Here is a 24,794-nt window from a genome sequence, read left to right as displayed (position 1 = left end):
GATAGTAAGTGGAATTATATCGATTTACCGAAAAAAGGAGGCTATCCCAAAATCATTTTGGGATAGCCTCCTTTTTTGTTATGAGAATGTATGGTGTAGTCTGTTTAAAATTTCTTCTAAAACAGATCTAGGACAGCCAATGTTAATTCGGATATGGGCTTCCCCGCCCATTCCGTATTTCTCACCGGGCTCAATGATGATTTTACCTTTCTCTTCAAGCAATGCTGTTCGTTCATCTTGAGAAAGATCCAAGTGGGAACAATCAATCCACAGTAAAAAACTACCTTCTGGTTTAATTACAGAAAGAGCTGGTATGTGATTTTGAATATACTCACAAGCAAATTGAGCGTTATCTTCAACATACAATCGAATTTCATTTAGCCAATCATTACATTCTGTATAGGCACTTTGCATTGCTGTATAAGCAAATGTATTTAATCCGTGGAATCCTTGTCTATATTGGATAGACATAAAGGCATTACGGAGATTTTCATTCGGAATAATAATGATCGATGCTTGTAATCCAGCGATATTAAATGTTTTGCTCGGAGCCATACAAGTAATAGTGCGTGCTGCTAATTCTTCAGATAAAGAAGCAAACGGTGTATGAGTATGGCCTCTATAAATAATATCGGCGTGAATTTCATCCGCGACAACGGTTACATTATACTGCGTACATAATGTACCGAGTTTTGTTAGCTCCTCTTTCGTCCAAACGCGTCCGATAGGATTGTGAGGACTGCAAAGAAGCATTAGTTTTACACCTTGTTTAAATTGAGTTTCTAGATGCTCGAAGTCTATCTTATATATGCCATTTTGTTTAAATAAGGGACTCTCACATAATTGTCTATTATTTGTTTTGACCATTTCAAAAAATGGTGGATAAATAGGAGGTTGTACTAGTACGGCTTCTCCTTCTTTCGTTATAGCTTGTATGCTCGTACTAAGAGCTGGAACGATACCTGCGCTAAATACAATCCATTCTTTTTGTATTTCCCAATTGTATTGGCTTTTCGTCCAATTACAAATGATATCCCCAATATTTTCAGGAGGAAGTGTATAGCCGAAAATAGGATGTTCTGTGCGTTTTTGTAATGCAGTTTGAATTGGTTTTGGTACTTCAAAATCCATATCGGCAATCCAAGCGTGGATGAGCTCTTCATTTTTATATGTATCCCATTTTGTACTATGCGTTCCGCGACGATTTACCGTTTTATGAAATAGTTGCATATGTTTGCTCCTTTCTTCTGTCAAACTGTTAAGTTATGAAAATTCTCACTCTTCTTATAGAATAGCTGATGTGATACGATAAAGAAAAGCATTAAAAAGTGAAAAGGCGGGAAGCAGATGGGTGCATATGACAAAATGATTGAGGTTGTGAAAAATTGGGATCCGTTTCAAATGGGACCGGAGTTTTATGAAACAGAAGCGAGCGATGTTGTAAACGTCGTAAGTGTGTTTGATGATCCGAAATACATCGCAAAGAAGATTCAACATATATACTTTATGTCTTTTGAAGAAGTACCTGCACTTGAAAAATGCGAAAAATTAGCAGTAGAGTTACTCGTACTAAAAGAAGGCGGAAGTTGTTCGTTATAGGCTGTCGGAATTTACGACAGCCTTTTTGTTTATTTTCATTTGTGCTGATTGATTAAAGCTTCACCTTATCCCGTTTTAACGGGCAGTAAGACTCCCGCCTCAAAATTCGGTTGAAGCAAAGAGGTTAGGCGAGAAATCAAACTGCCCGTAAAAAACCCCCACGGATTAAAGCTTCACTTTATTGCGTCGCAAACGTAATAATTTCTTCATAAACATGATCGGGCTTTTCTTCAGGTAGTAAGTGCCCTGTATTTTCGTAAGAAATGAAAGTTGAATTAGGTAGGTCCTTATGGAGACGGTGTCCTACATGTACAGGGACGACGCGATCTTTTTCACCCCAAATGAGTAATACTGGGGTTTCGATTTTTTGTAATTCAGTTGAAGATAAGTCACCTTCCCGGTCTCTTATCATTCGAGTTAAAGCAGGGAATATACGATCATCATAAAAAGGAGCAGCATAGCCTTCCATCATTTCATTGTCAATTAATGAATGGTCATGAACGACATTCATTAAGTTATGGACGATGCCCCTTCGAATAATCCAGTTCTTCACGTATAAGTGGAAGAACGGTAAATAAGAGGAGTACAGTAAAGGTAAGTTTGCGCGTGCTAAATAACTAGAGCTACATAGTAAAATCGTCTTTGAAATTAATTCAGGGCGTAAACGGTTTACAAAGAGTGAAATTTGTCCGCCCATAGAATGGCCAACTAATACAATATTCGAGAGAAATAAATGTTCGATTAAATCGATAATAATAGCTGCTAAATTGTGATAAGAATATTTAAAGAGATGAGATTTATCACTTTTTCCGAATGGTGGTAAATCAAGGGCAATTACTGTACCTTCCTTTGTTAGTAAAGGAATGAGTCGTCGATAGCTAAATGAGGAAGAGAGGAAGCCGTGAACGAGTACGAAAGTAGGTCGTTCTTTTTTAGTATTATGTTCATACAATTCGTAATGAATAGTAGTCCCGCGAGTGGAAAAAGTGAAGTAAGGGCATTTGCATTCATGGTTCATTTTTTGTCACTCCATTGATTTTTGTTCATATCATCTCCCGGCAAGAAACAAAATATGTTAACAAAAAAAGGCAAGATGACATCGTCATCTTGCCTTTCGCTTATTTATAATTACCCACGCACAATATTAGGTGGTGTTTTTCCTTGTAATCCTGCTACTAAATTTTCAGCAGCTGTCATTGCCATTTGCTGCCGAGTTTTTAATGTTGCAGATCCGATGTGCGGTAAAGTTACAACGTTTTGTAATGATAAGAGCGGATTCTCTTTTTGAATCGGCTCTTGTGTAAATGTGTCGATGCCGGCTGCAAATATTTTCTTTTCTGTTAACGCATGAATTAATGCAGTTTCATCTACTGTTTTCCCGCGAGAAGCATTAATGAAAATTGCTGTTTCTTTCATTAGTGAAAATTCCTTTTCACCGATAAGATGATACGTTTCATCTGTTAATGGAGTAAGAAGAATAATAAAATCAGATTGTTTGATTAAAGTTTGTAAATCACAATATGTAGCATCAAATTTTTGCTCAGCTTCTTCTTTACGGCGACGGTTATAGTAAAGGACATTCATATCAAAGCCGAATTTCGCTCGTTTTGCGACAGCTTCTCCAATTCGTCCCATTCCGATAATACCAATCGTACTATGATGTACATCTAGTCCGAAGTGTTCTTTTCCAATTTCAGCGTTCCATTCACCATTTTTTACATAGGAATTGAGTTCGCAAACACGGCGACCAGCAGATAACATAAGAGCGAAAACGAGATCGGCTACTGTATCATCTAACACATATGGAGTATTCGTTCCGATAACATTTTGTTTCTCCATCGCTTTTAAATCAAAGTTATCATGGCCAACAGAAATGTTACTTACTACTTTTAAATTAGGAGCAACCTGCAATAACTCTTCATTTATAGTAGATCCGAAATTTAATAACCCATCTTTATCTTTTATTTTTTCTAATAGAACATCACGAGGTACTTTCTCGTTTTGATCCCATTTTTCAAAATCACAGTGTTCTGATAAATAGTTTTCTACAAATGTTGGAACTGGTTCGGCAATATATACTTTTGGTTTCACGGTTCCATCCCCTTTCACTTTATCCTGCGTTTTTTCACTGATTAAAGTTTCACTTTACCCCGATTTAACGGACAGTAAGCCTCCCGCCTCAAAAAGCAGCTTAAGCAAAGAGGTTAGGTGGGAAAGCAACGGTCCGTAAAAGCTCGATTGGTTCAAATAATAATCAGCGGGGTGAGTCTTTCCACTGATTAAAGTTTCACTTTATTTTGACATAATTCACTAAAAAAATCTTCTTTTCAAATTGGAAAGAGTATTTGTATAATTTAGACAGAAACTAAAAGGAAGGATGATTTATATGGTAACAGAGAAAGAATTGGAATTATTAGCTTGTCTTGAAAAGAATAGTCGTTTATCTGTAGATACATTAGCGAAGTTGTTAAATATAGAAGTAGAAGAAGTGGAAAAAATGGTTACGAAATTAGAAAGTGAAAAGATTATCGTGGACTATGTAACACATATCGATTGGACAAAAGTGAAAGAACATACTGGTTTAACGGCGATGATTGATGTGAAAGTTACACCGAAGCGTGGTGTCGGTTTTGATGCAGTAGCTGAACAAATTTATCGCTATTCAGAAGTGAAATCCGTTTATTTAATGTCTGGGACATATGACCTTTCTATTACATTAGAAGGAAAGACGATGGGAGAAGTAGCGATGTTTGTTTCTGAGAAATTAGCAACAATTGAATCTGTCGTTTCAACGACAACTCATTTTATTTTGAAGAAGTATAAACATGAGGGGATTATTTATGAAAAGACAGATGATGATAAGAGAATTGTGGTGACACCGTGAAGCAATTTGACCTATCTAGAGTAGCAGAATCTTTACAACCGTCCGGTATACGAAAGTTTTTTGATTTAGCGGCAAGTATGAAAGGTGTTATTTCACTTGGAGTGGGAGAGCCGGACTTTGTTACACCTTGGAATGTAAGGCAAGCATGTATTCGTTCTTTAGAACAAGGATATACGTCATATACAGCAAATGCAGGATTATTGGAGCTCCGTCAAGAAATAGCAAAGTATCTAAAAAAACAATTTGCAGTATCTTATGATCCGAATGATGAAATCATTGTTACAGTTGGAGCGAGTCAAGCGCTAGATGTAGCGATGCGTGCTATTGTAAACCCTGATGATGAAATACTTATTATTGAACCAAGTTTCGTTTCGTATGCACCGCTTGTTACGTTAGCGGGCGGGGTCCCAGTTCCAGTGGCGACTTCATTAGAAGATGAATTTAAAGTACAGCCAGATCAAATTGAAGCAGCTATTACAACGAAAACAAAGGCAATATTACTTTGTTCTCCCAATAACCCAACAGGCGCAATGTTAAATAAATCCGAATTAGAAAAGCTAGCTGTTATTGTTGAGAAGTATAATTTAATCGTGTTATCGGATGAAATTTATGCAGAGCTCGTATACGACGAAGCATATACGAGTTTCGCGAGTATTAAAAATATGCGTGACCATACGATTTTAATTTCAGGATTTTCAAAAGGGTTTGCCATGACGGGATGGCGTCTTGGGATGATTGCAGCCCCTGTTCAATTTTCAGAATTAATGCTCAAAATCCACCAGTATTCAATGATGTGTGCACCGACGATGTCTCAATTTGCAGCACTTGAAGCATTACGCGGGGGAAATGATGAAGTAATTCGAATGAGAGATAGCTATAAAAAACGTCGTAACTTTATGACGACATCTTTCAATGAAATGGGCTTAACATGTCATGTGCCAGGCGGGGCATTTTATGTCTTCCCTTCTATAGCTTCAACCGGACTATCTTCAGCAGAATTTGCAGAACAATTATTATTAGAAGAAAAAGTGGCTGTTGTTCCTGGAAATGTGTTTGGCGGGAGTGGTGAAGGATTTATTCGTTGTTCGTATGCAACATCGCTTGAGCAACTTATGGAAGCAATGAAGAGAATGGAACGGTTCATAGAGAATAAAAAAAGGACAAAACACAATACGTTTTGTCCATAAAAGGGGGGGAATACTAGAAAGCCATGTGTTAGTATTCTATCCTAATATTGGAGAATTATACGTATTACAGGAAATTTTTTCGTGAATTTTGAATGAGTTCTATCAAAGTGGTATAATTTACTAATATAAGGTAGGAGTATCCTCGGTGTTTTACTTAGGATACTTACTCACTAATCGGATATTTAACAATAAATACATCTGCTTTGCTATTTACAATTGTAGAGAAAATGGTAAACGTATGGGAGTGTTTCACATGTCAGAACAATATACAACGGGAGTGGTTGTAACAGGGAAAGTAACTGGAATTCAAGATTACGGTGCATTTGTAGCTTTGGATGCAGAAACACAAGGACTTGTGCATATATCTGAAATCACAAATGGGTATGTAAAAGACATTCATGACTTTTTAAAGGTCGGAGATACAGTAGAAGTAAAAGTACTTTCAATTGATGAAGAACACAGAAAAATGAGTTTATCGTTAAAAGCGGCGAAAAGAAAGCAAGGACGAATTCTTATACCGAATCCATCAGAGAACGGATTTAATACACTGCGAGAAAAGCTAGCAGAATGGATTGAAGAGTCGGAAGTAATAAAGTAAAAGAGGAACGCATATGAGCGTTCCTCTTTTACTGTGACTTATGATATATATATTTGCAAATATGATTGCATGCAATCATATTCGTATGTCGGAGGCGAAAAAGACATACTGACTATTGAATTTCATGTGTTTCTGGGTGAGTACCAAGATTCTCGGATGGTTTAAATAGTAAGCCGAGATTGATAAGCCCAGAAATACCAACGATGCCGTAAATAATACGTGCAAGAGCTGAGTTCTGTCCCCCGAAAATAGCCGCTACTAAGTCAAACTGGAAGAACCCGATCAGTCCCCAGTTAACAGCGCCGATTACAGTGAAGACTAATGCGATACGTTGCAAGGTACTCATGAAAAGCCCCCCCTTAATGTGAAGCGTGAGCAAGCAAGGAGTTAATAAGAAAATTTAACTCCTTTATAGAATGGTATAGTTTTGTTGTTTTTATACATGAAAAATGTACGAAAAACGATGTATATACATCTATACCGAAAAATTCGAATTTTTATGCAAAAAATGAACTTTTTCTAAAAAATAAATAATGGTTACGTTTACAATTGTTGAATCGCTTGATTTACAACTTTAGTTTCGCTAAAGTGAATACAGAAATACATATACATAATTGGAGGGAAAAAGATGAGTACACATGTAACGTTCGACTATTCTAAAGCGTTATCCTTCATCGGTGAAAATGAACTAACTTATTTACGTGATGCAGTAAAAGTAACACATCATGCAATCCACGAAAAAACTGGAGCTGGGAACGATTTCCTTGGGTGGGTAGAGCTTCCGCTTCAATATGACAAAGAAGAATTCGCTCGCATTCAAAAATGCGCAGAAAAAATTAAAAATGACTCTGACATTTTACTTGTTGTAGGTATTGGTGGTTCTTACCTAGGAGCACGCGCAGCAATTGAAATGTTAAACCATTCTTTCTATAACACGCTTTCTAAAGAACAACGTAAAACTCCACAAGTGCTATTTGTTGGACAAAACATTAGCTCCACTTACATGAAAGATTTAATGGACGTACTAGAAGGTAAAGACTTTTCTATTAACGTTATTTCCAAATCAGGTACAACAACAGAGCCTGCAATCGCATTCCGTATTTTCCGTAAATTATTAGAAGAAAAGTATGGAAAAGAAGAAGCACGCAAACGTATTTATGCGACTACAGATAAAGCGCGCGGTGCTTTAAAAACATTATCTGATAATGAAGGCTACGAAACGTTCGTTATTCCAGATGATGTTGGCGGTCGTTTCTCTGTATTAACACCAGTAGGTTTATTGCCAATCGCTGTAAGTGGCCTAAACATTGAAGAGATGATGAAAGGTGCAGCTGCTGGTCATAATGATTTCGCGAAATCAGAACTTGAAGAAAACCCAGCTTACCAATATGCAGTAGTTCGTAATGCTCTATATAATAAAGGGAAAACAATTGAAATGCTTGTTAACTATGAGCCAGCACTTCACTACTTCTCTGAGTGGTGGAAACAGTTATTTGGTGAAAGTGAAGGAAAAGATCAAAAAGGTATTTTCCCATCTTCAGCAAACTTCTCAACTGACTTACACTCATTAGGTCAATACATTCAAGAAGGTCGTCGTGACCTATTCGAAACAGTTCTTAAAGTAGGTAAATCTACACACGAACTAAAAATCGAATTAGACGACAACGATTTAGATGGATTAAACTACCTTGCTGGTGAAACGATAGACTTCGTAAACACAAAAGCATACGAAGGTACATTACTTGCACATAGCGATGGCGGAGTACCAAACTTAATCGTAAACATCCCTGAATTAAATGAGTACACATTCGGTTACCTTGTATACTTCTTCGAAAAAGCATGTGCGATGAGCGGCTACCTATTAGGCGTAAATCCATTTGACCAACCAGGAGTAGAAGCATACAAGAAAAACATGTTTGCTTTACTTGGTAAACCAGGATTTGAAGAATTAAAAGCAGAATTAGAAGAGCGTTTAAAATAATAAAAAGCGATCGGGTCTCCGGTCGCTTTTTATTATTTTATTGAAAGGTACATCGGTATATTCAAACTAGAATGGGTATGCTAAAGGAAAAGTCTAGGAGGGATGGGCTTGATTCCGATTCAATCAAAATTAGAAGGATGTACATATGCGTTATATAAGTTAGAAGAGGTTATGAAACCACTTGGATATAGTATTGGCGGCAATTGGGATTATGATAAAGGATGCTTTGATTATAAAATAGACGAAGAAGAAGGGTATCAATTTTTACGCGTACCATTTACAGCGGTGGATGGGGAACTAGATGTGCCTGGTGTAATAGTCCGTCTTGAAACACCGTATATTCTTTCGCACGTATATCAAGACGAACTAGATGATAATGTTAATGCTTTAACAGCTGGAACGAGTGGATTGGATCAATTTGCGGAGCCGCAAGATCCAGATGGAGATGTGAAAAGAAAGTATGTCAATATTGGTAAAGTATTGGTACAAGAACTAGAAAATCATTTTTTTAATGGTGAATAACGATGAGTATGTCGCTTTCGATGAGAATGAAAGAATGAACTGGATTGATCATATATTGTTCGTCGCGCTTTACACCTAGTAAGAGAATGTTTTGCTTTAAAAGAGTATAGCTACAATTTGCAAAGGGTTGTCCGGTGCAGGACGGGGGAATCTCCATCAGTTGTAATTTGTTATCAGAGATTTCATCGTAAAGTGAGAATAGTACACCTGAAATGGAAGGGAATAAAAGAGAAGCGGTAAATACATAGCTCGTTAATTTATTTCCTTCTATAATTTCTGATACGCCAGCTCTCGTTGCATTTTGGATTTGTTCAGAAGTAAGAAGTTCAGCGATGCAGTGAATGTTTGGATTAAGTCCTTTTGCAGTTAAAATATTTAAAATGGACTGTGTATCTGCTAAGCTTTCGTTCTTCTCTTTATCCGCTGTTATTAATATAGTGTGAGCTGTTGTAATGTTAGCTTTTAATAAAGTTTGATCGTGATGCGGACAACCTTTTATAAACTCTAAATGATGAAATGGCTTTGGAAGTAAAGAAAGTGTTTCATCAATTAAAACGATATCAAGGTTCGGTTGTAATATGTGCATTTGTTTTACAACATGTTTTGCACGCTCATTCCAGCCAACGATAATCATATGACCATTAGAGGTAGCAGCTGTTTCACCTTTAATTCTCATATATTGTTTATTAATCATGTCGGTAGCGAATAGAACCATATAATAAGAACAAAATCCCGTTCCTAATAAAATAATACATATACCAATAAGTTTTCCTATCGTTGTATGGGGGGCGAAATCCCCGTATCCAACGGTGAAAATGGTAACGATTGACCACCAAACCCCGTCGAACCATGTGGTGAAGTGAGATGGCTCTAATATATGTATAAGAAAGCCGGAGAGGGCAGTAAGTACAATAATAAAGCAAATTAAACGAAAAATAATGGAATCACGAAATGTATCTACTAAATTCGGACGGGATTTCAAGTTCCTATTCCTCCTTACTTTTCAGGACTACATTCATTGTTACCATTATAGAAAAAAGAAAAACTCTCTAATAAAAAAGAGAGTTCATTTCATAATTAATACATACTTTCAACTTCAGTTTGTTGAACACTTTCAAGACGCTGAAGAGCATAATAAACATCAGCAGTATGTCTTTTTTGATCGATAGACAATTTTAAATGTAAATAGTGCGAACCATTTTCCAATGTTTTGAGCTTCATGTTCTTAACTTTTATATCCATTTCTTTTATTTCTTCAATTACGGTCGGGATATTGTCCATATTTCGTACAACGAGTCTCACTGCGATATCACGTTGGCGAAATGATCTAGGACCGACGTATTTCATCGCTAATGGTATAAGTTCTACACTAATCATAAGGAAACACATTCCGAAAATAGCCTCGATATAGAAACCAGCTCCAACGGCAATACCGATGCCAGAAGCACCCCAAATCATAGCGGCGGTCGTTAACCCCGCAATACTATCGTTTCCTCTGCGTAAAATTACACCGGCACCTAAAAAACCAATTCCTGATACAATTTGAGCGGCAAGTCGAAGTGGATCCATATTCATATGATCGGTATGTGGTAAGTTGTAAGCTGCTTTAATAGAAACAATAGTTAGGAGGCAACTAATAATAGAAATAACTAAACACGTTTTTAAGCCGAGTGGTTTACGTTTTAATTCGCGCTCTAAACCGATAGCGAATCCTAAAATAGCCGAGAGACCTAGTTTTATTAATAAGTCGGTGTAGTCCATGTATATTCCTCCTTGTATGATATGGTATATGAATAAAACGTTTATCCCACTATTTGCGGGCAGTCAGCCCCGCCTCAAAATTCGCCGAATGCGAGAAAGTTAGGTGGGAGACGACTGCCCGTTAATGCCCGATTGGTGAAGGCTAATAATTAGTGGGGGATTAACACCCCACACTGATTAAAGTTTCACTTTATATAGAAAGAAACGTTTTTTGACAGAGTGACTTTCTATAGAATATATGTAGGAATTACTTAGAAATGAAAGAGATGTTTCGTTTAAGTATATGATATTAAAAAAAGAAATGTAGTTGGTTTCAAAAAAGTTTTCAAAAGGTGTTGCATTTCATTTTTTCACATGATATATTAATAAACGTCGCTGATGCAGAAACGCAGAAAACGACAAAAAAGAAATTGAAAAACATAGTTGACATCGAAAAATGAAGATGTTAATATGATGAAGTCGCTTCTGAAGCGGCAGATAAGTTCTTTGAAAACTGAACGAAACAAACAACGTGAACGTCAATTTTTATTTTTAGATGCTAGACAAACTAACTTTATTGGAGAGTTTGATCCTGGCTCAGGATGAACGCTGGCGGCGTGCCTAATACATGCAAGTCGAGCGAATGGATTAAGAGCTTGCTCTTATGAAGTTAGCGGCGGACGGGTGAGTAACACGTGGGTAACCTACCCATAAGACTGGGATAACTCCGGGAAACCGGGGCTAATACCGGATAATATTTTGAACTGCATAGTTCGAAATTGAAAGGCGGCTTCGGCTGTCACTTATGGATGGACCCGCGTCGCATTAGCTAGTTGGTGAGGTAACGGCTCACCAAGGCGACGATGCGTAGCCGACCTGAGAGGGTGATCGGCCACACTGGGACTGAGACACGGCCCAGACTCCTACGGGAGGCAGCAGTAGGGAATCTTCCGCAATGGACGAAAGTCTGACGGAGCAACGCCGCGTGAGTGATGAAGGCTTTCGGGTCGTAAAACTCTGTTGTTAGGGAAGAACAAGTGCTAGTTGAATAAGCTGGCACCTTGACGGTACCTAACCAGAAAGCCACGGCTAACTACGTGCCAGCAGCCGCGGTAATACGTAGGTGGCAAGCGTTATCCGGAATTATTGGGCGTAAAGCGCGCGCAGGTGGTTTCTTAAGTCTGATGTGAAAGCCCACGGCTCAACCGTGGAGGGTCATTGGAAACTGGGAGACTTGAGTGCAGAAGAGGAAAGTGGAATTCCATGTGTAGCGGTGAAATGCGTAGAGATATGGAGGAACACCAGTGGCGAAGGCGACTTTCTGGTCTGTAACTGACACTGAGGCGCGAAAGCGTGGGGAGCAAACAGGATTAGATACCCTGGTAGTCCACGCCGTAAACGATGAGTGCTAAGTGTTAGAGGGTTTCCGCCCTTTAGTGCTGAAGTTAACGCATTAAGCACTCCGCCTGGGGAGTACGGCCGCAAGGCTGAAACTCAAAGGAATTGACGGGGGCCCGCACAAGCGGTGGAGCATGTGGTTTAATTCGAAGCAACGCGAAGAACCTTACCAGGTCTTGACATCCTCTGAAAACTCTAGAGATAGAGCTTCTCCTTCGGGAGCAGAGTGACAGGTGGTGCATGGTTGTCGTCAGCTCGTGTCGTGAGATGTTGGGTTAAGTCCCGCAACGAGCGCAACCCTTGATCTTAGTTGCCATCATTAAGTTGGGCACTCTAAGGTGACTGCCGGTGACAAACCGGAGGAAGGTGGGGATGACGTCAAATCATCATGCCCCTTATGACCTGGGCTACACACGTGCTACAATGGACGGTACAAAGAGCTGCAAGACCGCGAGGTGGAGCTAATCTCATAAAACCGTTCTCAGTTCGGATTGTAGGCTGCAACTCGCCTACATGAAGCTGGAATCGCTAGTAATCGCGGATCAGCATGCCGCGGTGAATACGTTCCCGGGCCTTGTACACACCGCCCGTCACACCACGAGAGTTTGTAACACCCGAAGTCGGTGGGGTAACCTTTATGGAGCCAGCCGCCTAAGGTGGGACAGATGATTGGGGTGAAGTCGTAACAAGGTAGCCGTATCGGAAGGTGCGGCTGGATCACCTCCTTTCTATGGAGAATTGATGAACGCAGTTCATCAATAAACGTTGACTTGTTTTGTTTCGTTCAGTTTTGAGAGAACTATCTCTCAAGTTTAAATGTATGTTCTTTGAAAACTAGATAACAGTGTAGCTCATATTTTTTTAATTTTAGTTTGGTTAAGTTAGAAAGGGCGCACGGTGGATGCCTTGACACTAGGAGTCGATGAAGGACGGGACTAACGCCGATATGCTTCGGGGAGCTGTAAGTAAGCTTTGATCCGAAGATTTCCGAATGGGGAAACCCACTATACGTAATGGTATGGTATCCTTACCTGAATACATAGGGTATGGAAGACAGACCCAGGGAACTGAAACATCTAAGTACCTGGAGGAAGAGAAAGCAAATGCGATTTCCTGAGTAGCGGCGAGCGAAACGGAATCTAGCCCAAACCAAGAGGCTTGCCTCTTGGGGTTGTAGGACATTCTATACGGAGTTACAAAGGAACGAGGTAGACGAAGCGACCTGGAAAGGTCCGTCACAGAGGGTAATAACCCCGTAGTCGAAACTTCGTTCTCTCTTGAATGTATCCTGAGTACGGCGGAACACGTGAAATTCCGTCGGAATCTGGGAGGACCATCTCCCAAGGCTAAATACTCCCTAGTGATCGATAGTGAACCAGTACCGTGAGGGAAAGGTGAAAAGCACCCCGGAAGGGGAGTGAAAGAGATCCTGAAACCGTGTGCCTACAAATAGTCAGAGCCCGTTAATGGGTGATGGCGTGCCTTTTGTAGAATGAACCGGCGAGTTACGATCCCGTGCGAGGTTAAGCTGAAGAGGCGGAGCCGCAGCGAAAGCGAGTCTGAATAGGGCGTTTAGTACGTGGTCGTAGACCCGAAACCAGGTGATCTACCCATGTCCAGGGTGAAGTTCAGGTAACACTGAATGGAGGCCCGAACCCACGCACGTTGAAAAGTGCGGGGATGAGGTGTGGGTAGCGGAGAAATTCCAATCGAACCTGGAGATAGCTGGTTCTCCCCGAAATAGCTTTAGGGCTAGCCTTAAGTGTAAGAGTCTTGGAGGTAGAGCACTGATTGAACTAGGGGTCCTCATCGGATTACCGAATTCAGTCAAACTCCGAATGCCAATGACTTATCCTTAGGAGTCAGACTGCGAGTGATAAGATCCGTAGTCAAGAGGGAAACAGCCCAGATCGCCAGCTAAGGTCCCAAAGTGTGTATTAAGTGGAAAAGGATGTGGAGTTGCTTAGACAACTAGGATGTTGGCTCAGAAGCAGCCACCATTTAAAGAGTGCGTAATAGCTCACTAGTCGAGTGACTCTGCGCCGAAAATGTACCGGGGCTAAATACACCACCGAAGCTGCGAATTGATACCAATGGTATCAGTGGTAGGGGAGCGTTCTAAGTGCAGTGAAGTCAGACCGGAAGGACTGGTGGAGCGCTTAGAAGTGAGAATGCCGGTATGAGTAGCGAAAGACGGGTGAGAATCCCGTCCACCGAATGCCTAAGGTTTCCTGAGGAAGGCTCGTCCGCTCAGGGTTAGTCAGGACCTAAGCCGAGGCCGACAGGCGTAGGCGATGGACAACAGGTTGATATTCCTGTACCACCTCTTTATCGTTTGAGCAATGGAGGGACGCAGAAGGATAGAAGAAGCGTGCGATTGGTTGTGCACGTCCAAGCAGTTAGGCTGATAAGTAGGCAAATCCGCTTATCGTGAAGGCTGAGCTGTGATGGGGAAGCTCCTTATGGAGCGAAGTCTTTGATTCCCCGCTGCCAAGAAAAGCTTCTAGCGAGATAAAAGGTGCCTGTACCGCAAACCGACACAGGTAGGCGAGGAGAGAATCCTAAGGTGTGCGAGAGAACTCTGGTTAAGGAACTCGGCAAAATGACCCCGTAACTTCGGGAGAAGGGGTGCTTTCTTAACGGAAAGCCGCAGTGAATAGGCCCAAGCGACTGTTTAGCAAAAACACAGGTCTCTGCGAAGCCGTAAGGCGAAGTATAGGGGCTGACACCTGCCCGGTGCTGGAAGGTTAAGGAGAGGGGTTAGCGTAAGCGAAGCTCTGAACTGAAGCCCCAGTAAACGGCGGCCGTAACTATAACGGTCCTAAGGTAGCGAAATTCCTTGTCGGGTAAGTTCCGACCCGCACGAAAGGTGTAACGATTTGGGCACTGTCTCAACCAGAGACTCGGTGAAATTATAGTACCTGTGAAGATGCAGGTTACCCGCGACAGGACGGAAAGACCCCGTGGAGCTTTACTGTAGCCTGATATTGAATTTTGGTACAGTTTGTACAGGATAGGCGGGAGCCATTGAAACCGGAGCGCTAGCTTCGGTGGAGGCGCTGGTGGGATACCGCCCTGACTGTATTGAAATTCTAACCTACGGGTCTCATCGACCCGGGAGACAGTGTCAGGTGGGCAGTTTGACTGGGGCGGTCGCCTCCTAAAGTGTAACGGAGGCGCCCAAAGGTTCCCTCAGAATGGTTGGAAATCATTCGTAGAGTGCAAAGGCATAAGGGAGCTTGACTGCGAGACCTACAAGTCGAGCAGGGACGAAAGTCGGGCTTAGTGATCCGGTGGTTCCGCATGGAAGGGCCATCGCTCAACGGATAAAAGCTACCCCGGGGATAACAGGCTTATCTCCCCCAAGAGTCCACATCGACGGGGAGGTTTGGCACCTCGATGTCGGCTCATCGCATCCTGGGGCTGTAGTCGGTCCCAAGGGTTGGGCTGTTCGCCCATTAAAGCGGTACGCGAGCTGGGTTCAGAACGTCGTGAGACAGTTCGGTCCCTATCCGTCGTGGGCGCAGGAAATTTGAGAGGAGCTGTCCTTAGTACGAGAGGACCGGGATGGACGCACCGCTGGTGTACCAGTTGTTCTGCCAAGGGCATAGCTGGGTAGCTATGTGCGGAAGGGATAAGTGCTGAAAGCATCTAAGCATGAAGCCCCCCTCAAGATGAGATTTCCCATAGCGTAAGCTAGTAAGATCCCTGAAAGATGATCAGGTTGATAGGTTCGAGGTGGAAGCATGGTGACATGTGGAGCTGACGAATACTAATAGATCGAGGACTTAACCATATAATATGAAGCACTGTTATCTAGTTTTGAAAGAATATAAAAAACTTGTTGACTTTAAATGTCGAATAAGTTATGATAATTCTTGTCTTAAATGAATACAGTCTGGTAATGATGGCAGAGAGGTCACACCCGTTCCCATACCGAACACGGAAGTTAAGCTCTCTAGCGCCGATGGTAGTTGGGACCTTGTCCCTGTGAGAGTAGGACGTTGCCAGGCAATTCGGAGGATTAGCTCAGCTGGGAGAGCACCTGCCTTACAAGCAGGGGGTCGGCGGTTCGATCCCGTCATCCTCCACCATTTAGCCGACTTAGCTCAATTGGTAGAGCAACTGACTTGTAATCAGTAGGTTGGGGGTTCAAGTCCTCTAGTCGGCACCAGAAAATCATGGCGGTTGTGGCGAAGTGGTTAACGCACCGGATTGTGGCTCCGGCACTCGTGGGTTCAATTCCCATCAGTCGCCCCATTTTTCTTTTTAAATTATAATATGCGGGTGTGGCGGAATTGGCAGACGCACTAGACTTAGGATCTAGCGCCTTTGGCGTGGGGGTTCGACTCCCTTCACCCGCACTTTAATAAAATAACTCAAACATGTCTTGCGGAAGTAGTTCAGTGGTAGAATACAACCTTGCCAAGGTTGGGGTCGCGGGTTCGAATCCCGTCTTCCGCTCCAATTTTCAGTATGACATGCCGGGGTGGCGGAACAGGCAGACGCACAGGACTTAAAATCCTGCGGTGGGTGACCACCGTGCGGGTTCGACCCCCGCCCTCGGCACCATATGCGCCCGTAGCTCAATTGGATAGAGCGTTTGACTACGGATCAAGAGGTTAGGGGTTCGACTCCTCTCGGGCGCGTTTTTTATTAACGGGAAGTGGCTCAGCTTGGTAGAGCACCTGGTTTGGGACCAGGGGGTCGCAGGTTCAAATCCTGTCTTCCCGATATTTTCAAAATATGGGGCCTTAGCTCAGCTGGGAGAGCGCCTGCCTTGCACGCAGGAGGTCAGCGGTTCGATCCCGCTAGGCTCCACTTATTTGAATATAACTTATGGCGGTGTAGCTCAGCTGGCTAGAGCGTACGGTTCATACCCGTGAGGTCGGGGGTTCGATCCCCTCCGCCGCTACCATAAAGGACCTTTAGCTCAGCTGGTTAGAGCAGACGGCTCATAACCGTCCGGTCGTAGGTTCGAGTCCTACAAGGTCCACCACTCAAAGTTCATATCTCGGAGGTATACCCAAGTTCGGCTGAAGGGATCGGTCTTGAAAACCGACAGGCGGCGAGAGTCGCGCGGGGGTTCGAATCCCTCTACCTCCTCCATTTTTTCTAAATTAAATATTATATCATCGCGGGGTGGAGCAGTACGGTAGCTCGTCGGGCTCATAACCCGAAGGTCGCAGGTTCAAATCCTGTCCCCGCAACCAAATGGTCCCGTGGTGTAGTGGTTAACATGCCTGCCTGTCACGCAGGAGATCGCCGGTTCGACCCCGGTCGGGACCGCCATTTTTTTACATAAAGGCTCGGTAGCTCAGTCGGTAGAGCAGAGGACTGAAAATCCTCGTGTCGGCGGTTCGATTCCGTCCCGAGCCACCATTTTGAAATCGCAAGCCGGCTTAGCTCAATTGGTAGAGCAACTGACTTGTAATCAGTAGGTTGGGGGTTCAAGTCCTCTAGCCGGCACCACTTTCAAAATGAGCCATTAGCTCAGTTGGTAGAGCATCTGACTTTTAATCAGAGGGTCGAAGGTTCGAATCCTTCATGGCTCACCATTTTTAATTTAATGCGGGTGTAGTTTAGTGGTAAAACAAGAGCCTTCCAAGCTCTGGTCGAGAGTTCGATTCTCTTCACCCGCTTTTTATGGGCCTATAGCTCAGCTGGTTAGAGCGCACGCCTGATAAGCGTGAGGTCGATGGTTCGAGTCCATTTAGGCCCACCATAATTATTCCGCAGTAGCTCAGTGGTAGAGCTATCGGCTGTTAACCGATCGGTCGTAGGTTCGAGTCCTACCTGCGGAGCCATATTATAGAGAAGTACCCAAGTGGCTCAAGGGGCTCCCCTGCTAAGGGAGTAGATCGCGAACGCGGTGCGAGGGTTCGAATCCCTTCTTCTCTGCCAGATTTTGGCCCGTTGGTCAAGTGGTTAAGACACCGCCCTTTCACGGCGGTAACACGGGTTCGAATCCCGTACGGGTCATACTAAAAGAGATAGCATAATCTGCTATCTCTTTTTTGTTGTATATATGTTATCTAAAGCGGACTTTTAGTAGTCTGCTTTAGATAACATATATAGATAGAAGAAGCTGTCTCTAAATAGGTAATCTATTGGAGACAGCTTCTTTATGGTGTTATCCTTGTCGAAACGTCGATATAACCAAAGTTTTGTTCGATATAATTTCACTTACCAAGAAAACTTTAAGAAAAAACCTTTCACAATCTAAAGAAAACGCCTCCATTGAGATGGATTTCACCCGCATTCTAACAACTTTACACTCTATGTGAAAAAGTTCACAAATAGGTCATAATTTGTGAACTTTTTCACAATAATCCGTGCTACAATATGTATGTAAAGAAGTTAAACAACATTAAATTAGTATTTTAATTAATTACTTAAACAATAATAAAAAATAGATGTAAACAATTGAAAGGGGAAATTAACATGAAAAAAGGTATTAATCGCGTAGTATTAGTAGGAACAGGAGCTGTAGGTTGTAGTTACGCTTACTCAATGATCAACCAAGGTGTAGCTGAAGAATTCGTACTAGTAGATGTTAATGAAGCAAAAGCAGAAGGGGAAGCAATGGACTTAAGCCATGCGGTACCATTCTCTCCAGCACCAACAAAAGTTTGGAGCGGTAGCTATGCAGATTGTAAAGATGCAGATTTAGTAGTTATCACTGCTGGATTACCACAAAAGCCAGGCGAAACTCGTTTAGACTTAGTTGAGAAAAATACAAAGATCTTTAAACAAATCGTTCGCGGCATTATGGATAGCGGATTCGATGGAATTTTCTTAATCGCTACAAACCCAGTTGATATTTTAACTTACGTAACTTGGAAAGAATCTGGTTTACCAAAAGAGCGTGTAATCGGTTCTGGTACTACTTTAGACTCTGCTCGTTTCCGTTACATGTTAGGTGACTACTTAGATGTAGATCCACGTAACGTTCATGCTTACATCGTTGGTGAGCACGGTGACACTGAACTTCCAGTATGGAGCCACGCTACTGTAGGTGTACAAAAACTAGAAACAATCTTAGCGAACAACGAACAGTATAACCAAGAAGATTTAGATAAAATCTTCGAAAATGTACGCGATGCAGCTTATCATATCATCGAACGTAAAGGTGCAACTTACTACGGAATCGGTATGTCACTACTTCGTGTAACTAAAGCAATCTTAAGCAACGAGAACAGCGTATTAACTGTATCGGCATACCTTGAAGGTCAATATGGTGAGAAAGATGCTTTCGTAGGTGTTCCAGCTGTTATTAACCGCGAAGGTGTACGTGAAATCGTAGAACTTGAGCTAAATGAAGAAGAAAAAGCGAAATTCGCTCATTCTGTAAAAGTATTAAAAGAAACAATGGCACCAGTACTATAATAATTGCTAAATAATTCAGAGGCGGGAAACTGCTTCCTACCTCTGAGTTTTTATATAATTTAATATAAATTCCTTTTCCGGTTTCCCTTGTATATCCCCAATATACCCCTTTTGCTGGATAAGGGTCGTTTATAGAAAAGAGCACTCTATTTTCGAATAGAGTGCTTTTATGTGTTATTTTTTCGGTGTTAATCCTAATTTCTTTAAAATATCTGCGAGTGTACCGCTCTTTGATTTTTCTACAGGTGTTTGTGATTTTGCTGCATCTGGTCCTTTTTTCAAGAAGTTCTTTTCTATGAAGCGAATGTCTTTTTCGTCGACGATGCCGTCATTATTAAGATCGCCATCTTTTACAGATACTCCTTTTTTACCATAGTTATTAGCGATAATTTCAGCATCTTTAATATCAATTACTTTATCGCCATTTACGTCGCCTGCAAGGTTTTCATCTGGACGAGCATAATAATATTGACCGAGTAGCTTACCATCTTTTTCAGTACCTAATTTCGTTGTTAGACGGCTTGTTAAATGCCCGGGCACTTCTACGTATAAGTTATAATCGCGTTTATTAACAGGGAGTCCATTAAGTTTGAAGTATCCATATCGATCTAACGAGCCTTCAAACTTATGACGGTAAGAATCAGTTGCATATACTTTTACGCCAAGTTTCGTATAATCGAACTTTTCATCTAAATATCCACGTTCATTTACGAATGCACCAGGCTTAATATTACCTTCTACTAGTGAATTTAAGGACATAACTGAGAATGTTTGATCTTGTAGTATGCGCATTCCATTTGGTTCTGTTTCACCTTGTTTCCAGTAAACGAACATTGGTAAATCTAATTGAGCATTTGCTTGATAAAATTCATCATTTTCTACTTTGAAAGTTACATCGATGAATGGGAAATCGCCGTCTAATCCAGCGAAGTTTTTATCATCGATAGCTCCGCCCACCGTAACAGATCCCTCTTCTAATTTTGTTTCATTTAGTTTTGTTTTCACGCCTTTTTCGGCAGCTAATTTTTCAAAAGTAGGATTTAATTTAGCGTGTGAGAATTTAAAGTTTTTCTCTAAAAATTTCACGTTAAATTCTCCAGATACAAATTGTTTCACATGTTTAGCATCTAGTGTCACAGTGAATTCATCATTTTTATATAATTCTTTTTTATCATAACTAGCTTTTGCATATTGAGCACCTTGCGGGATAAACCAATAGTTATTTACACCGCTTGGATAGTCGGGGCCTGCAGTTGCATAATCGAAAATGTATACGCCTGTGTTCATTGGACCTTCAGTTTTAAATGAATCAGGTGTAATACCAACTTTAAAGTTACCATTTTCATTAATAGGTAAAAACTTGTGCAAGTATGGAGAATAATCATAGTACATAACACCGTTCGCTTCTTGCGTAATGTTTAATCCTTTTCCTCTTAAGTAGTCAACGTTAGAATCATATACATTTCCTTTAATCCATAGTGCTTTTTTACCGTCTTCTACTGTGTAGTTTTCTTCATTTAATTCATAAATACCAGGCTGTAATCCAGTTAATTTCACTTCTGGTGGTGTATTATCAATTACGACATAATCACCTTTCACACGTGCCTTCCCGGCTTTATCGTAGCCAACAAATTCAATTGTGTAATCACCTTCTGGTAAGTCGATTTTCTCATCACCGATTGGTTTTGCAGGATCACTTGTAAAAGGATACACTTTTCCGTTAAAGAATGAATCTAAGTAGTAATAAACATCAGTTTTTAGTCCGCTTGTATTCAATGTTCCAATGAAGCCGAGCGCTTTATTTGTTTTTGAGTCTTTCACGATAAGATCTAACGTTTCAAGTTCGCTATTTAATTGGAACGCCCCGTGAACATATGATTCACGGTATGGATTGAATGTAGATGTATCAGTTGAGATTGTTTTTCTTGATAATAGTGCATTTTCAATACCAGGCTCTGACACACGAATAGAGAACGGAATTTGATACGTTTCTTCTTTATTTTTCGTGTTCGTAATATGAATATATCCTTCATATCGGCCTTGCTTTGCACCTGCTGGGACATGGATTTTCGCTTCGATTTCATCTGCTTTTCCAGCATCAATTGTTATTGTTTCAGAAGTAGAAACTTTTACACCGCTTGCGGTAGCATCGTTAATAGTGGAAGATGCTGGTGTATAAGAAATTTCTGTTTTAAATTCTTTTTTCTCCTGTTTATTGCGATTTTCAATTTTAATTTTTCGTTTTTGTTCAATTGATTCCCCATCTTTTTGATAGTACTTCCCGAATGCAATTGATCCAGTTTCTTCTGGTACTTCAATCACTTCATCATTAACTATTGTTTTTGTTGTATCTAACACTTTAAAACTCGTTTCAGTATGAACGGAGTTGTAAGCATCTACTCGTCCAGCTCCAACTTCATATACGGAATACTTCTCTTTTAAATCATCAGCAGTATTCATGAGGGAAGCTTTCACATCAAATGGAGAGTATTCTGGGTGTTCTTGCAAAATAAGTGCAGCCACACCAGCGATGTGAGGAGAAGCCATTGAAGTTCCTTGCATGCGCTCATAGGAAACATCATAATTTTCCCCTTCTTGTGGATCGTTAATATATTCAGGGACTGTTGAAAGTACCGCAACACCAGGCGCTGTAATATCAGGTTTAATATCATCATTTGATGTAACAGGGCCGCGTGAGCTAAAGTCTGCAAGATGATCGCCTTCTGTTTGAATGTAATTGATTTCATCGAAAGTTAAGGATGTTTTGCCTTGTTCAATTTGAGCTTTTAGTTTTTCGCCATCTTCTTTCGTTAGGCGGAATGCTGGAATGTATTTTGTACTTTCGCCAATGTAGTAAGGAATCTCTCCATCGACATTGTTATAAATAATAACGGCCTTTGCACCTGCTTGTTTCGCATTAGCGATTTTTTCATCAAATGAGATTGTTCCGCGCGTAACGAGGGCAATTTTTCCTTTTACATCTTTTTTGCTAAACTCGTCAGGGGTACCGATTCCTACAGATTCAATAGGTAAAGATTGTCCTTTAAAATCTTCTATTTTATCAGTGAAATTTTTTCCGAATAAAATTAGGTTAGGGAATTGTAATTGTCCAGCATGACCTGATAGTTTCGGTAAGGAAATAGAGCTATCGCTTGCCCCAACTGTAATAGCAAATGGAGAAGCGCCTGGTGATCCGAGGGTCGCTGGATTTGGGCCAGAGTTCCCGGCAGCAACGACTGTAACAACGCCCGAAAGCATTGCGTTATTGACAGCGATAGACGTTGGATCAAGCGGATTGTTGCTATCGTCACCTAACGATAAGTTAATGACGTTCATACCGTCAGAAATAGATTTATCGATTGCAGCGATAATACCAGAACTATCGCCGCTTCCATAAGGACCGAGTACACGATAGTTATACAGTTCAATGTCAGGTGCAACACCTTTTACTGCGGAATCTGATTTATTTTTCTTTTGAGCAGAAACGATACCTGCTACGTGAGTACCGTGTGCTGTGTAGAAGGAAGAACCACGATCATCAAATTCAGGAGCGCCAGATTGTTGCCACTCTGTATAAGTTGTTTCCATCGGATCTGCGTCGTTATTAATAAAGTCCCAACCTTTTACGGAGTTTGGGTCTACCTGACTAGAATCTTCACCCGGTTTTGCGCGATAGCCTTTATACACGTCTTTTAAGTCAGGGTGATTGTAATCAATACCTGTATCTAATACACCAACTTTAATTCCTTTTCCGGTAATGCCCTCGCTATGTAACTTATCTATCCCAATTTGCGGAATGCTATCTGTTAGTTTTTGAGGTGCTTTCTGCTCCGCTTGTTTTGGTAAATTTAATTTAACTTCGTAATCTTTCCAAATACGTTTTACGACGCCAATTCGCAACAGTTCTTCAACTGTATTAGCTGGTAATGTCATCGCCACGCCATTCATCGCATGTTTATAAGAACGTTTAATTTGTACAGACTGGAAATTCCCTGATTTTACTGATGGGCTAAATTGATAAAGACGTTTGAGTCCTTTTTGGAATTCCTCATGTTCTTGATCAATACGTGCCTTTATATTTTCAGGAGCAGCTTGTAACCCTTTTTCTTTTTGTTTTAATTCATTAATCTTTACTGGAGCAGTTTGAAATTCTACAATGATATTTACTGGTTCAGAACTACTCGTATTAATATCTGGCGAAATAGTAAAACCAGGATTGGCATCTAACGTTTGTAATGCCTGGCGCTGTTCTTTAGAAAGTTTTGATAGTAAAGACTGGGCGTTTGAAGAGTCAATTTGGTTAATAGGGTTTTCAGCAAGTACATTGAACGGAAGGGTAGTTGAAAATAGAACACCAGCCGTTACAATTCCGGTAACAAAACGATTTTTCTTTTTCATTTATAAGCCTCCGATAATTTGTATTTTTTAATAGAGAAAAAATAGGATTATTTCTCTTCACCTTTTGTTTGTTCTGCATTGAATGTCCAGCTTAGTTGTAAAGAATCACCTTGAAACTTATTTTGATCTTGGTCATTATCTTCAAATGAGAAGAGAACGTGTAAGTAATCCGTTTCACCAGATTTAATACCGTCTATTAAGTTATGACGTTCTAGAGAAGTAGCTACATCCTCCGGTTTCATAGTTTTTAATTCTGATAGTTTTGTTTCCCACAAAATTTCATGATCATCGTTTGGATTAGATGGCTTTCCATCATTCACTAAAAATTTGACGATGATGTGATCACCTAAATCTTCACCATCATTATTTTGTTTTGCATCTGTAACCTCATAGGATGTTTCAAGTGCTACTTTTGCAATATCCAATGTTCCTTTGTTTTCAAGCTTGAAATTTCTTTCAATAAAATCACCTGGTTTTAAATCTTTCACGTTAACGATTACACTTGGGTTAATAGAAAGGTCTAACGTACCAGCTTGAAATGAATTATCCGATGTTTCGGAGTCGCTGAAATAGGCGAATACACCGCCGAATGTAAGGGATAAGCCAAGTGAAGCTGTGACAACTCCTATTCCAACCTTTTGTTTTAATGACATAAGAAAGCCCCCTAATTTAATTTTTATCAAACTTTCGCCTGGAGCATCGATAGAGTAAACATAGTGTTTCAGTATGAATTATATTTGCGAAGGTTCAACGTTCTTTATTGAGAACAAGTATATGCTTATGAATTTTCCGTTTCAATAAAATTGTGACAAAAAAATGTTGAGAAACATTTTTTATGACAGATTATTTTGTTACGATTTTAAGTGATAAATAGCGAGTAAAATAGGATAAATCTTATGAAATAAAGGTTGAGAAATAAATAATAGGATGAAAGACTAGTAGGAAATGAAGCGTTTGCAATGAATATTCGTCAAAATTCGATATTTTACACAGTAAATGTGAACATTTTAAGTGAAATTTAAGAAAAAAACGAATATTTTTAAAAAAATAACAAGGATATTTCAGTTTTTCGCAGAAATGATAAAGAGTAAAAAATTT

The 24,794-nt window shown here is 40.6% G+C and carries 15 protein-coding genes, 22 tRNA genes and 3 rRNA genes; 32 read left to right on the top strand and 8 right to left on the bottom strand.

Annotation, left to right across the window (positions count from 1 at the left end; translation table 11 throughout):
• Positions 1 to 78: 78 nt before the first annotated feature.
• Positions 79 to 1,230 (bottom strand): MalY/PatB family protein, encoded by a 1,152-nt coding sequence (locus tag QCI77_RS24965; RefSeq protein WP_063218138.1) that lies wholly within the window; start codon positions 1,228 to 1,230, stop codon positions 79 to 81.
• Between the two features lie 117 nt (positions 1,231 to 1,347).
• Here QCI77_RS24965 and QCI77_RS24960 point away from each other — a divergent pair, with 117 nt between their 5' ends.
• On the top strand, positions 1,348 to 1,599 hold the full coding sequence (locus tag QCI77_RS24960) for a YugE family protein (protein WP_002015854.1): 252 nt from the start codon (positions 1,348 to 1,350) through the stop codon (positions 1,597 to 1,599).
• Between the two features lie 178 nt (positions 1,600 to 1,777).
• On the opposite strand, the gene QCI77_RS24955 is transcribed toward QCI77_RS24960, so the two are convergent.
• Both QCI77_RS24955 and QCI77_RS24950 read right to left on the bottom strand, forming a co-directional pair.
• Positions 1,778 to 2,617 (bottom strand): alpha/beta fold hydrolase, encoded by an 840-nt coding sequence (locus tag QCI77_RS24955; protein WP_353825592.1) that lies wholly within the window; start codon positions 2,615 to 2,617, stop codon positions 1,778 to 1,780.
• Positions 2,618 to 2,727: 110 nt separating this feature from the next.
• The gene (locus QCI77_RS24950) at positions 2,728 to 3,708 is read right to left on the bottom strand and encodes a 2-hydroxyacid dehydrogenase (RefSeq protein WP_002034537.1); all 981 of its coding nucleotides are present in this window, start codon (positions 3,706 to 3,708) and stop codon (positions 2,728 to 2,730) included.
• 277 nt (positions 3,709 to 3,985) lie between these two features.
• Here QCI77_RS24950 and QCI77_RS24945 point away from each other — a divergent pair, with 277 nt between their 5' ends.
• The 3 genes from QCI77_RS24945 to yugI all read left to right on the top strand — a co-directional run bounded on the left by QCI77_RS24945 (position 3,986) and on the right by yugI (position 6,268).
• Positions 3,986 to 4,483, top strand: coding sequence for an Lrp/AsnC family transcriptional regulator (locus tag QCI77_RS24945; RefSeq protein WP_353825591.1), 498 nt, complete (start codon positions 3,986 to 3,988; stop codon positions 4,481 to 4,483).
• Positions 4,480 to 5,670: an aminotransferase gene (locus tag QCI77_RS24940; protein ID WP_002129685.1), complete on the top strand. Its 1,191-nt coding sequence runs from the start codon at positions 4,480 to 4,482 to the stop codon at positions 5,668 to 5,670. Before QCI77_RS24945 ends, QCI77_RS24940 begins: the two co-directional genes overlap by 4 nt.
• Positions 5,671 to 5,923: 253 nt before the next feature.
• Positions 5,924 to 6,268, top strand: a complete 345-nt coding sequence (gene yugI, locus QCI77_RS24935) for a S1 domain-containing post-transcriptional regulator GSP13 (protein ID WP_002015848.1) — start codon at positions 5,924 to 5,926, stop codon at positions 6,266 to 6,268.
• A gap of 112 nt (positions 6,269 to 6,380) precedes the next feature.
• On the opposite strand, the gene QCI77_RS24930 is transcribed toward yugI, so the two are convergent.
• Positions 6,381 to 6,614, bottom strand: a complete 234-nt coding sequence (locus QCI77_RS24930; protein WP_002034535.1) for a DUF378 domain-containing protein — start codon at positions 6,612 to 6,614, stop codon at positions 6,381 to 6,383.
• Between the two features lie 282 nt (positions 6,615 to 6,896).
• Here QCI77_RS24930 and QCI77_RS24925 point away from each other — a divergent pair, with 282 nt between their 5' ends.
• Together QCI77_RS24925 and QCI77_RS24920 are read left to right on the top strand one after the other, a co-directional pair.
• Positions 6,897 to 8,249, top strand: coding sequence for a glucose-6-phosphate isomerase (locus QCI77_RS24925; RefSeq protein WP_002015845.1), 1,353 nt, complete (start codon positions 6,897 to 6,899; stop codon positions 8,247 to 8,249).
• A 108-nt stretch (positions 8,250 to 8,357) separates the two neighbouring features.
• Positions 8,358 to 8,771, top strand: coding sequence for a YugN-like family protein (locus QCI77_RS24920; RefSeq protein WP_002131278.1), 414 nt, complete (start codon positions 8,358 to 8,360; stop codon positions 8,769 to 8,771).
• Here QCI77_RS24920 and QCI77_RS24915 read toward each other — a convergent pair.
• Entirely contained in the window at positions 8,758 to 9,753 is a 996-nt protein-coding gene (locus tag QCI77_RS24915; RefSeq protein ID WP_002143581.1) for a potassium channel family protein, read from the bottom strand. The two genes, QCI77_RS24920 and QCI77_RS24915, sit on opposite strands and share 14 nt — an antisense overlap.
• Positions 9,754 to 9,848: 95 nt before the next feature.
• A complete protein-coding gene (locus QCI77_RS24910; RefSeq protein ID WP_353825590.1) occupies positions 9,849 to 10,532 on the bottom strand; it encodes an MgtC/SapB family protein in 684 nt (227 codons plus the stop codon).
• Positions 10,533 to 11,085: 553 nt separating this feature from the next.
• Here QCI77_RS24910 and QCI77_RS24905 point away from each other — a divergent pair.
• The 26 genes from QCI77_RS24905 to QCI77_RS24780 all read left to right on the top strand — a co-directional run bounded on the left by QCI77_RS24905 (position 11,086) and on the right by QCI77_RS24780 (position 19,298).
• Positions 11,086 to 12,637: ribosomal RNA gene (locus QCI77_RS24905) — 16S ribosomal RNA — on the top strand.
• 146 nt (positions 12,638 to 12,783) lie between these two features.
• Positions 12,784 to 15,705: ribosomal RNA gene (locus QCI77_RS24900) — 23S ribosomal RNA — on the top strand.
• Between the two features lie 101 nt (positions 15,706 to 15,806).
• Positions 15,807 to 15,922, top strand: a 5S ribosomal RNA gene (gene rrf / locus QCI77_RS24895).
• Together the 16S, 23S and 5S rRNA genes with 22 tRNA genes alongside form the textbook arrangement of a ribosomal RNA operon.
• A gap of 5 nt (positions 15,923 to 15,927) precedes the next feature.
• Positions 15,928 to 16,003 (top strand) — tRNA-Val (locus QCI77_RS24890).
• Positions 16,004 to 16,007: 4 nt separating this feature from the next.
• Positions 16,008 to 16,083: transfer RNA gene (locus QCI77_RS24885), tRNA-Thr, on the top strand.
• Between the two features lie 10 nt (positions 16,084 to 16,093).
• Positions 16,094 to 16,169 (top strand) — tRNA-His (locus QCI77_RS24880).
• A 23-nt stretch (positions 16,170 to 16,192) separates the two neighbouring features.
• A tRNA-Leu gene (locus tag QCI77_RS24875) sits at positions 16,193 to 16,273 on the top strand.
• 28 nt (positions 16,274 to 16,301) lie between these two features.
• Positions 16,302 to 16,376: transfer RNA gene (locus tag QCI77_RS24870), tRNA-Gly, on the top strand.
• A gap of 16 nt (positions 16,377 to 16,392) precedes the next feature.
• Positions 16,393 to 16,481: transfer RNA gene (locus tag QCI77_RS24865), tRNA-Leu, on the top strand.
• A 3-nt stretch (positions 16,482 to 16,484) separates the two neighbouring features.
• Positions 16,485 to 16,558 (top strand) — tRNA-Arg (locus tag QCI77_RS24860).
• Between the two features lie 11 nt (positions 16,559 to 16,569).
• Positions 16,570 to 16,643: transfer RNA gene (locus QCI77_RS24855), tRNA-Pro, on the top strand.
• A 14-nt stretch (positions 16,644 to 16,657) separates the two neighbouring features.
• Positions 16,658 to 16,730, top strand: a tRNA-Ala gene (locus QCI77_RS24850).
• 20 nt (positions 16,731 to 16,750) lie between these two features.
• Positions 16,751 to 16,827: transfer RNA gene (locus tag QCI77_RS24845), tRNA-Met, on the top strand.
• Between the two features lie 4 nt (positions 16,828 to 16,831).
• Positions 16,832 to 16,908: transfer RNA gene (locus tag QCI77_RS24840), tRNA-Ile, on the top strand.
• Positions 16,909 to 16,925: 17 nt separating this feature from the next.
• Positions 16,926 to 17,018, top strand: a tRNA-Ser gene (locus QCI77_RS24835).
• Between the two features lie 27 nt (positions 17,019 to 17,045).
• Positions 17,046 to 17,122: transfer RNA gene (locus QCI77_RS24830), tRNA-Met, on the top strand.
• A 3-nt stretch (positions 17,123 to 17,125) separates the two neighbouring features.
• A tRNA-Asp gene (locus tag QCI77_RS24825) sits at positions 17,126 to 17,201 on the top strand.
• A 14-nt stretch (positions 17,202 to 17,215) separates the two neighbouring features.
• Positions 17,216 to 17,291: transfer RNA gene (locus QCI77_RS24820), tRNA-Phe, on the top strand.
• 14 nt (positions 17,292 to 17,305) lie between these two features.
• Positions 17,306 to 17,381: transfer RNA gene (locus QCI77_RS24815), tRNA-Thr, on the top strand.
• A gap of 10 nt (positions 17,382 to 17,391) precedes the next feature.
• A tRNA-Lys gene (locus QCI77_RS24810) sits at positions 17,392 to 17,467 on the top strand.
• Between the two features lie 13 nt (positions 17,468 to 17,480).
• Positions 17,481 to 17,551: transfer RNA gene (locus tag QCI77_RS24805), tRNA-Gly, on the top strand.
• Between the two features lie 6 nt (positions 17,552 to 17,557).
• Positions 17,558 to 17,634: transfer RNA gene (locus QCI77_RS24800), tRNA-Ile, on the top strand.
• A gap of 7 nt (positions 17,635 to 17,641) precedes the next feature.
• Positions 17,642 to 17,716 (top strand) — tRNA-Asn (locus tag QCI77_RS24795).
• 6 nt (positions 17,717 to 17,722) lie between these two features.
• Positions 17,723 to 17,813: transfer RNA gene (locus tag QCI77_RS24790), tRNA-Ser, on the top strand.
• Positions 17,814 to 17,819: 6 nt separating this feature from the next.
• Positions 17,820 to 17,891: transfer RNA gene (locus QCI77_RS24785), tRNA-Glu, on the top strand.
• A gap of 462 nt (positions 17,892 to 18,353) precedes the next feature.
• Positions 18,354 to 19,298: an L-lactate dehydrogenase gene (locus tag QCI77_RS24780; RefSeq protein WP_002129674.1), complete on the top strand. Its 945-nt coding sequence runs from the start codon at positions 18,354 to 18,356 to the stop codon at positions 19,296 to 19,298.
• Between the two features lie 174 nt (positions 19,299 to 19,472).
• Here the strand turns inward: QCI77_RS24780 and QCI77_RS24775 are convergent, their stop codons facing one another.
• Positions 19,473 to 23,696 (bottom strand): S8 family serine peptidase, encoded by a 4,224-nt coding sequence (locus QCI77_RS24775; RefSeq protein WP_353825589.1) that lies wholly within the window; start codon positions 23,694 to 23,696, stop codon positions 19,473 to 19,475.
• Positions 23,697 to 23,743: 47 nt separating this feature from the next.
• Positions 23,744 to 24,349 (bottom strand): TasA family protein, encoded by a 606-nt coding sequence (locus tag QCI77_RS24770; protein ID WP_353825588.1) that lies wholly within the window; start codon positions 24,347 to 24,349, stop codon positions 23,744 to 23,746.
• Positions 24,350 to 24,794: the final 445 nt, after the last annotated feature.

This window comes from Bacillus cereus group sp. MG9 (genome assembly GCF_040459995.1).
Lineage (GTDB): Bacteria > Bacillota > Bacilli > Bacillales > Bacillaceae_G > Bacillus_A > Bacillus_A mycoides.
This window is presented reverse-complemented; position numbering and strand designations above follow the sequence as displayed.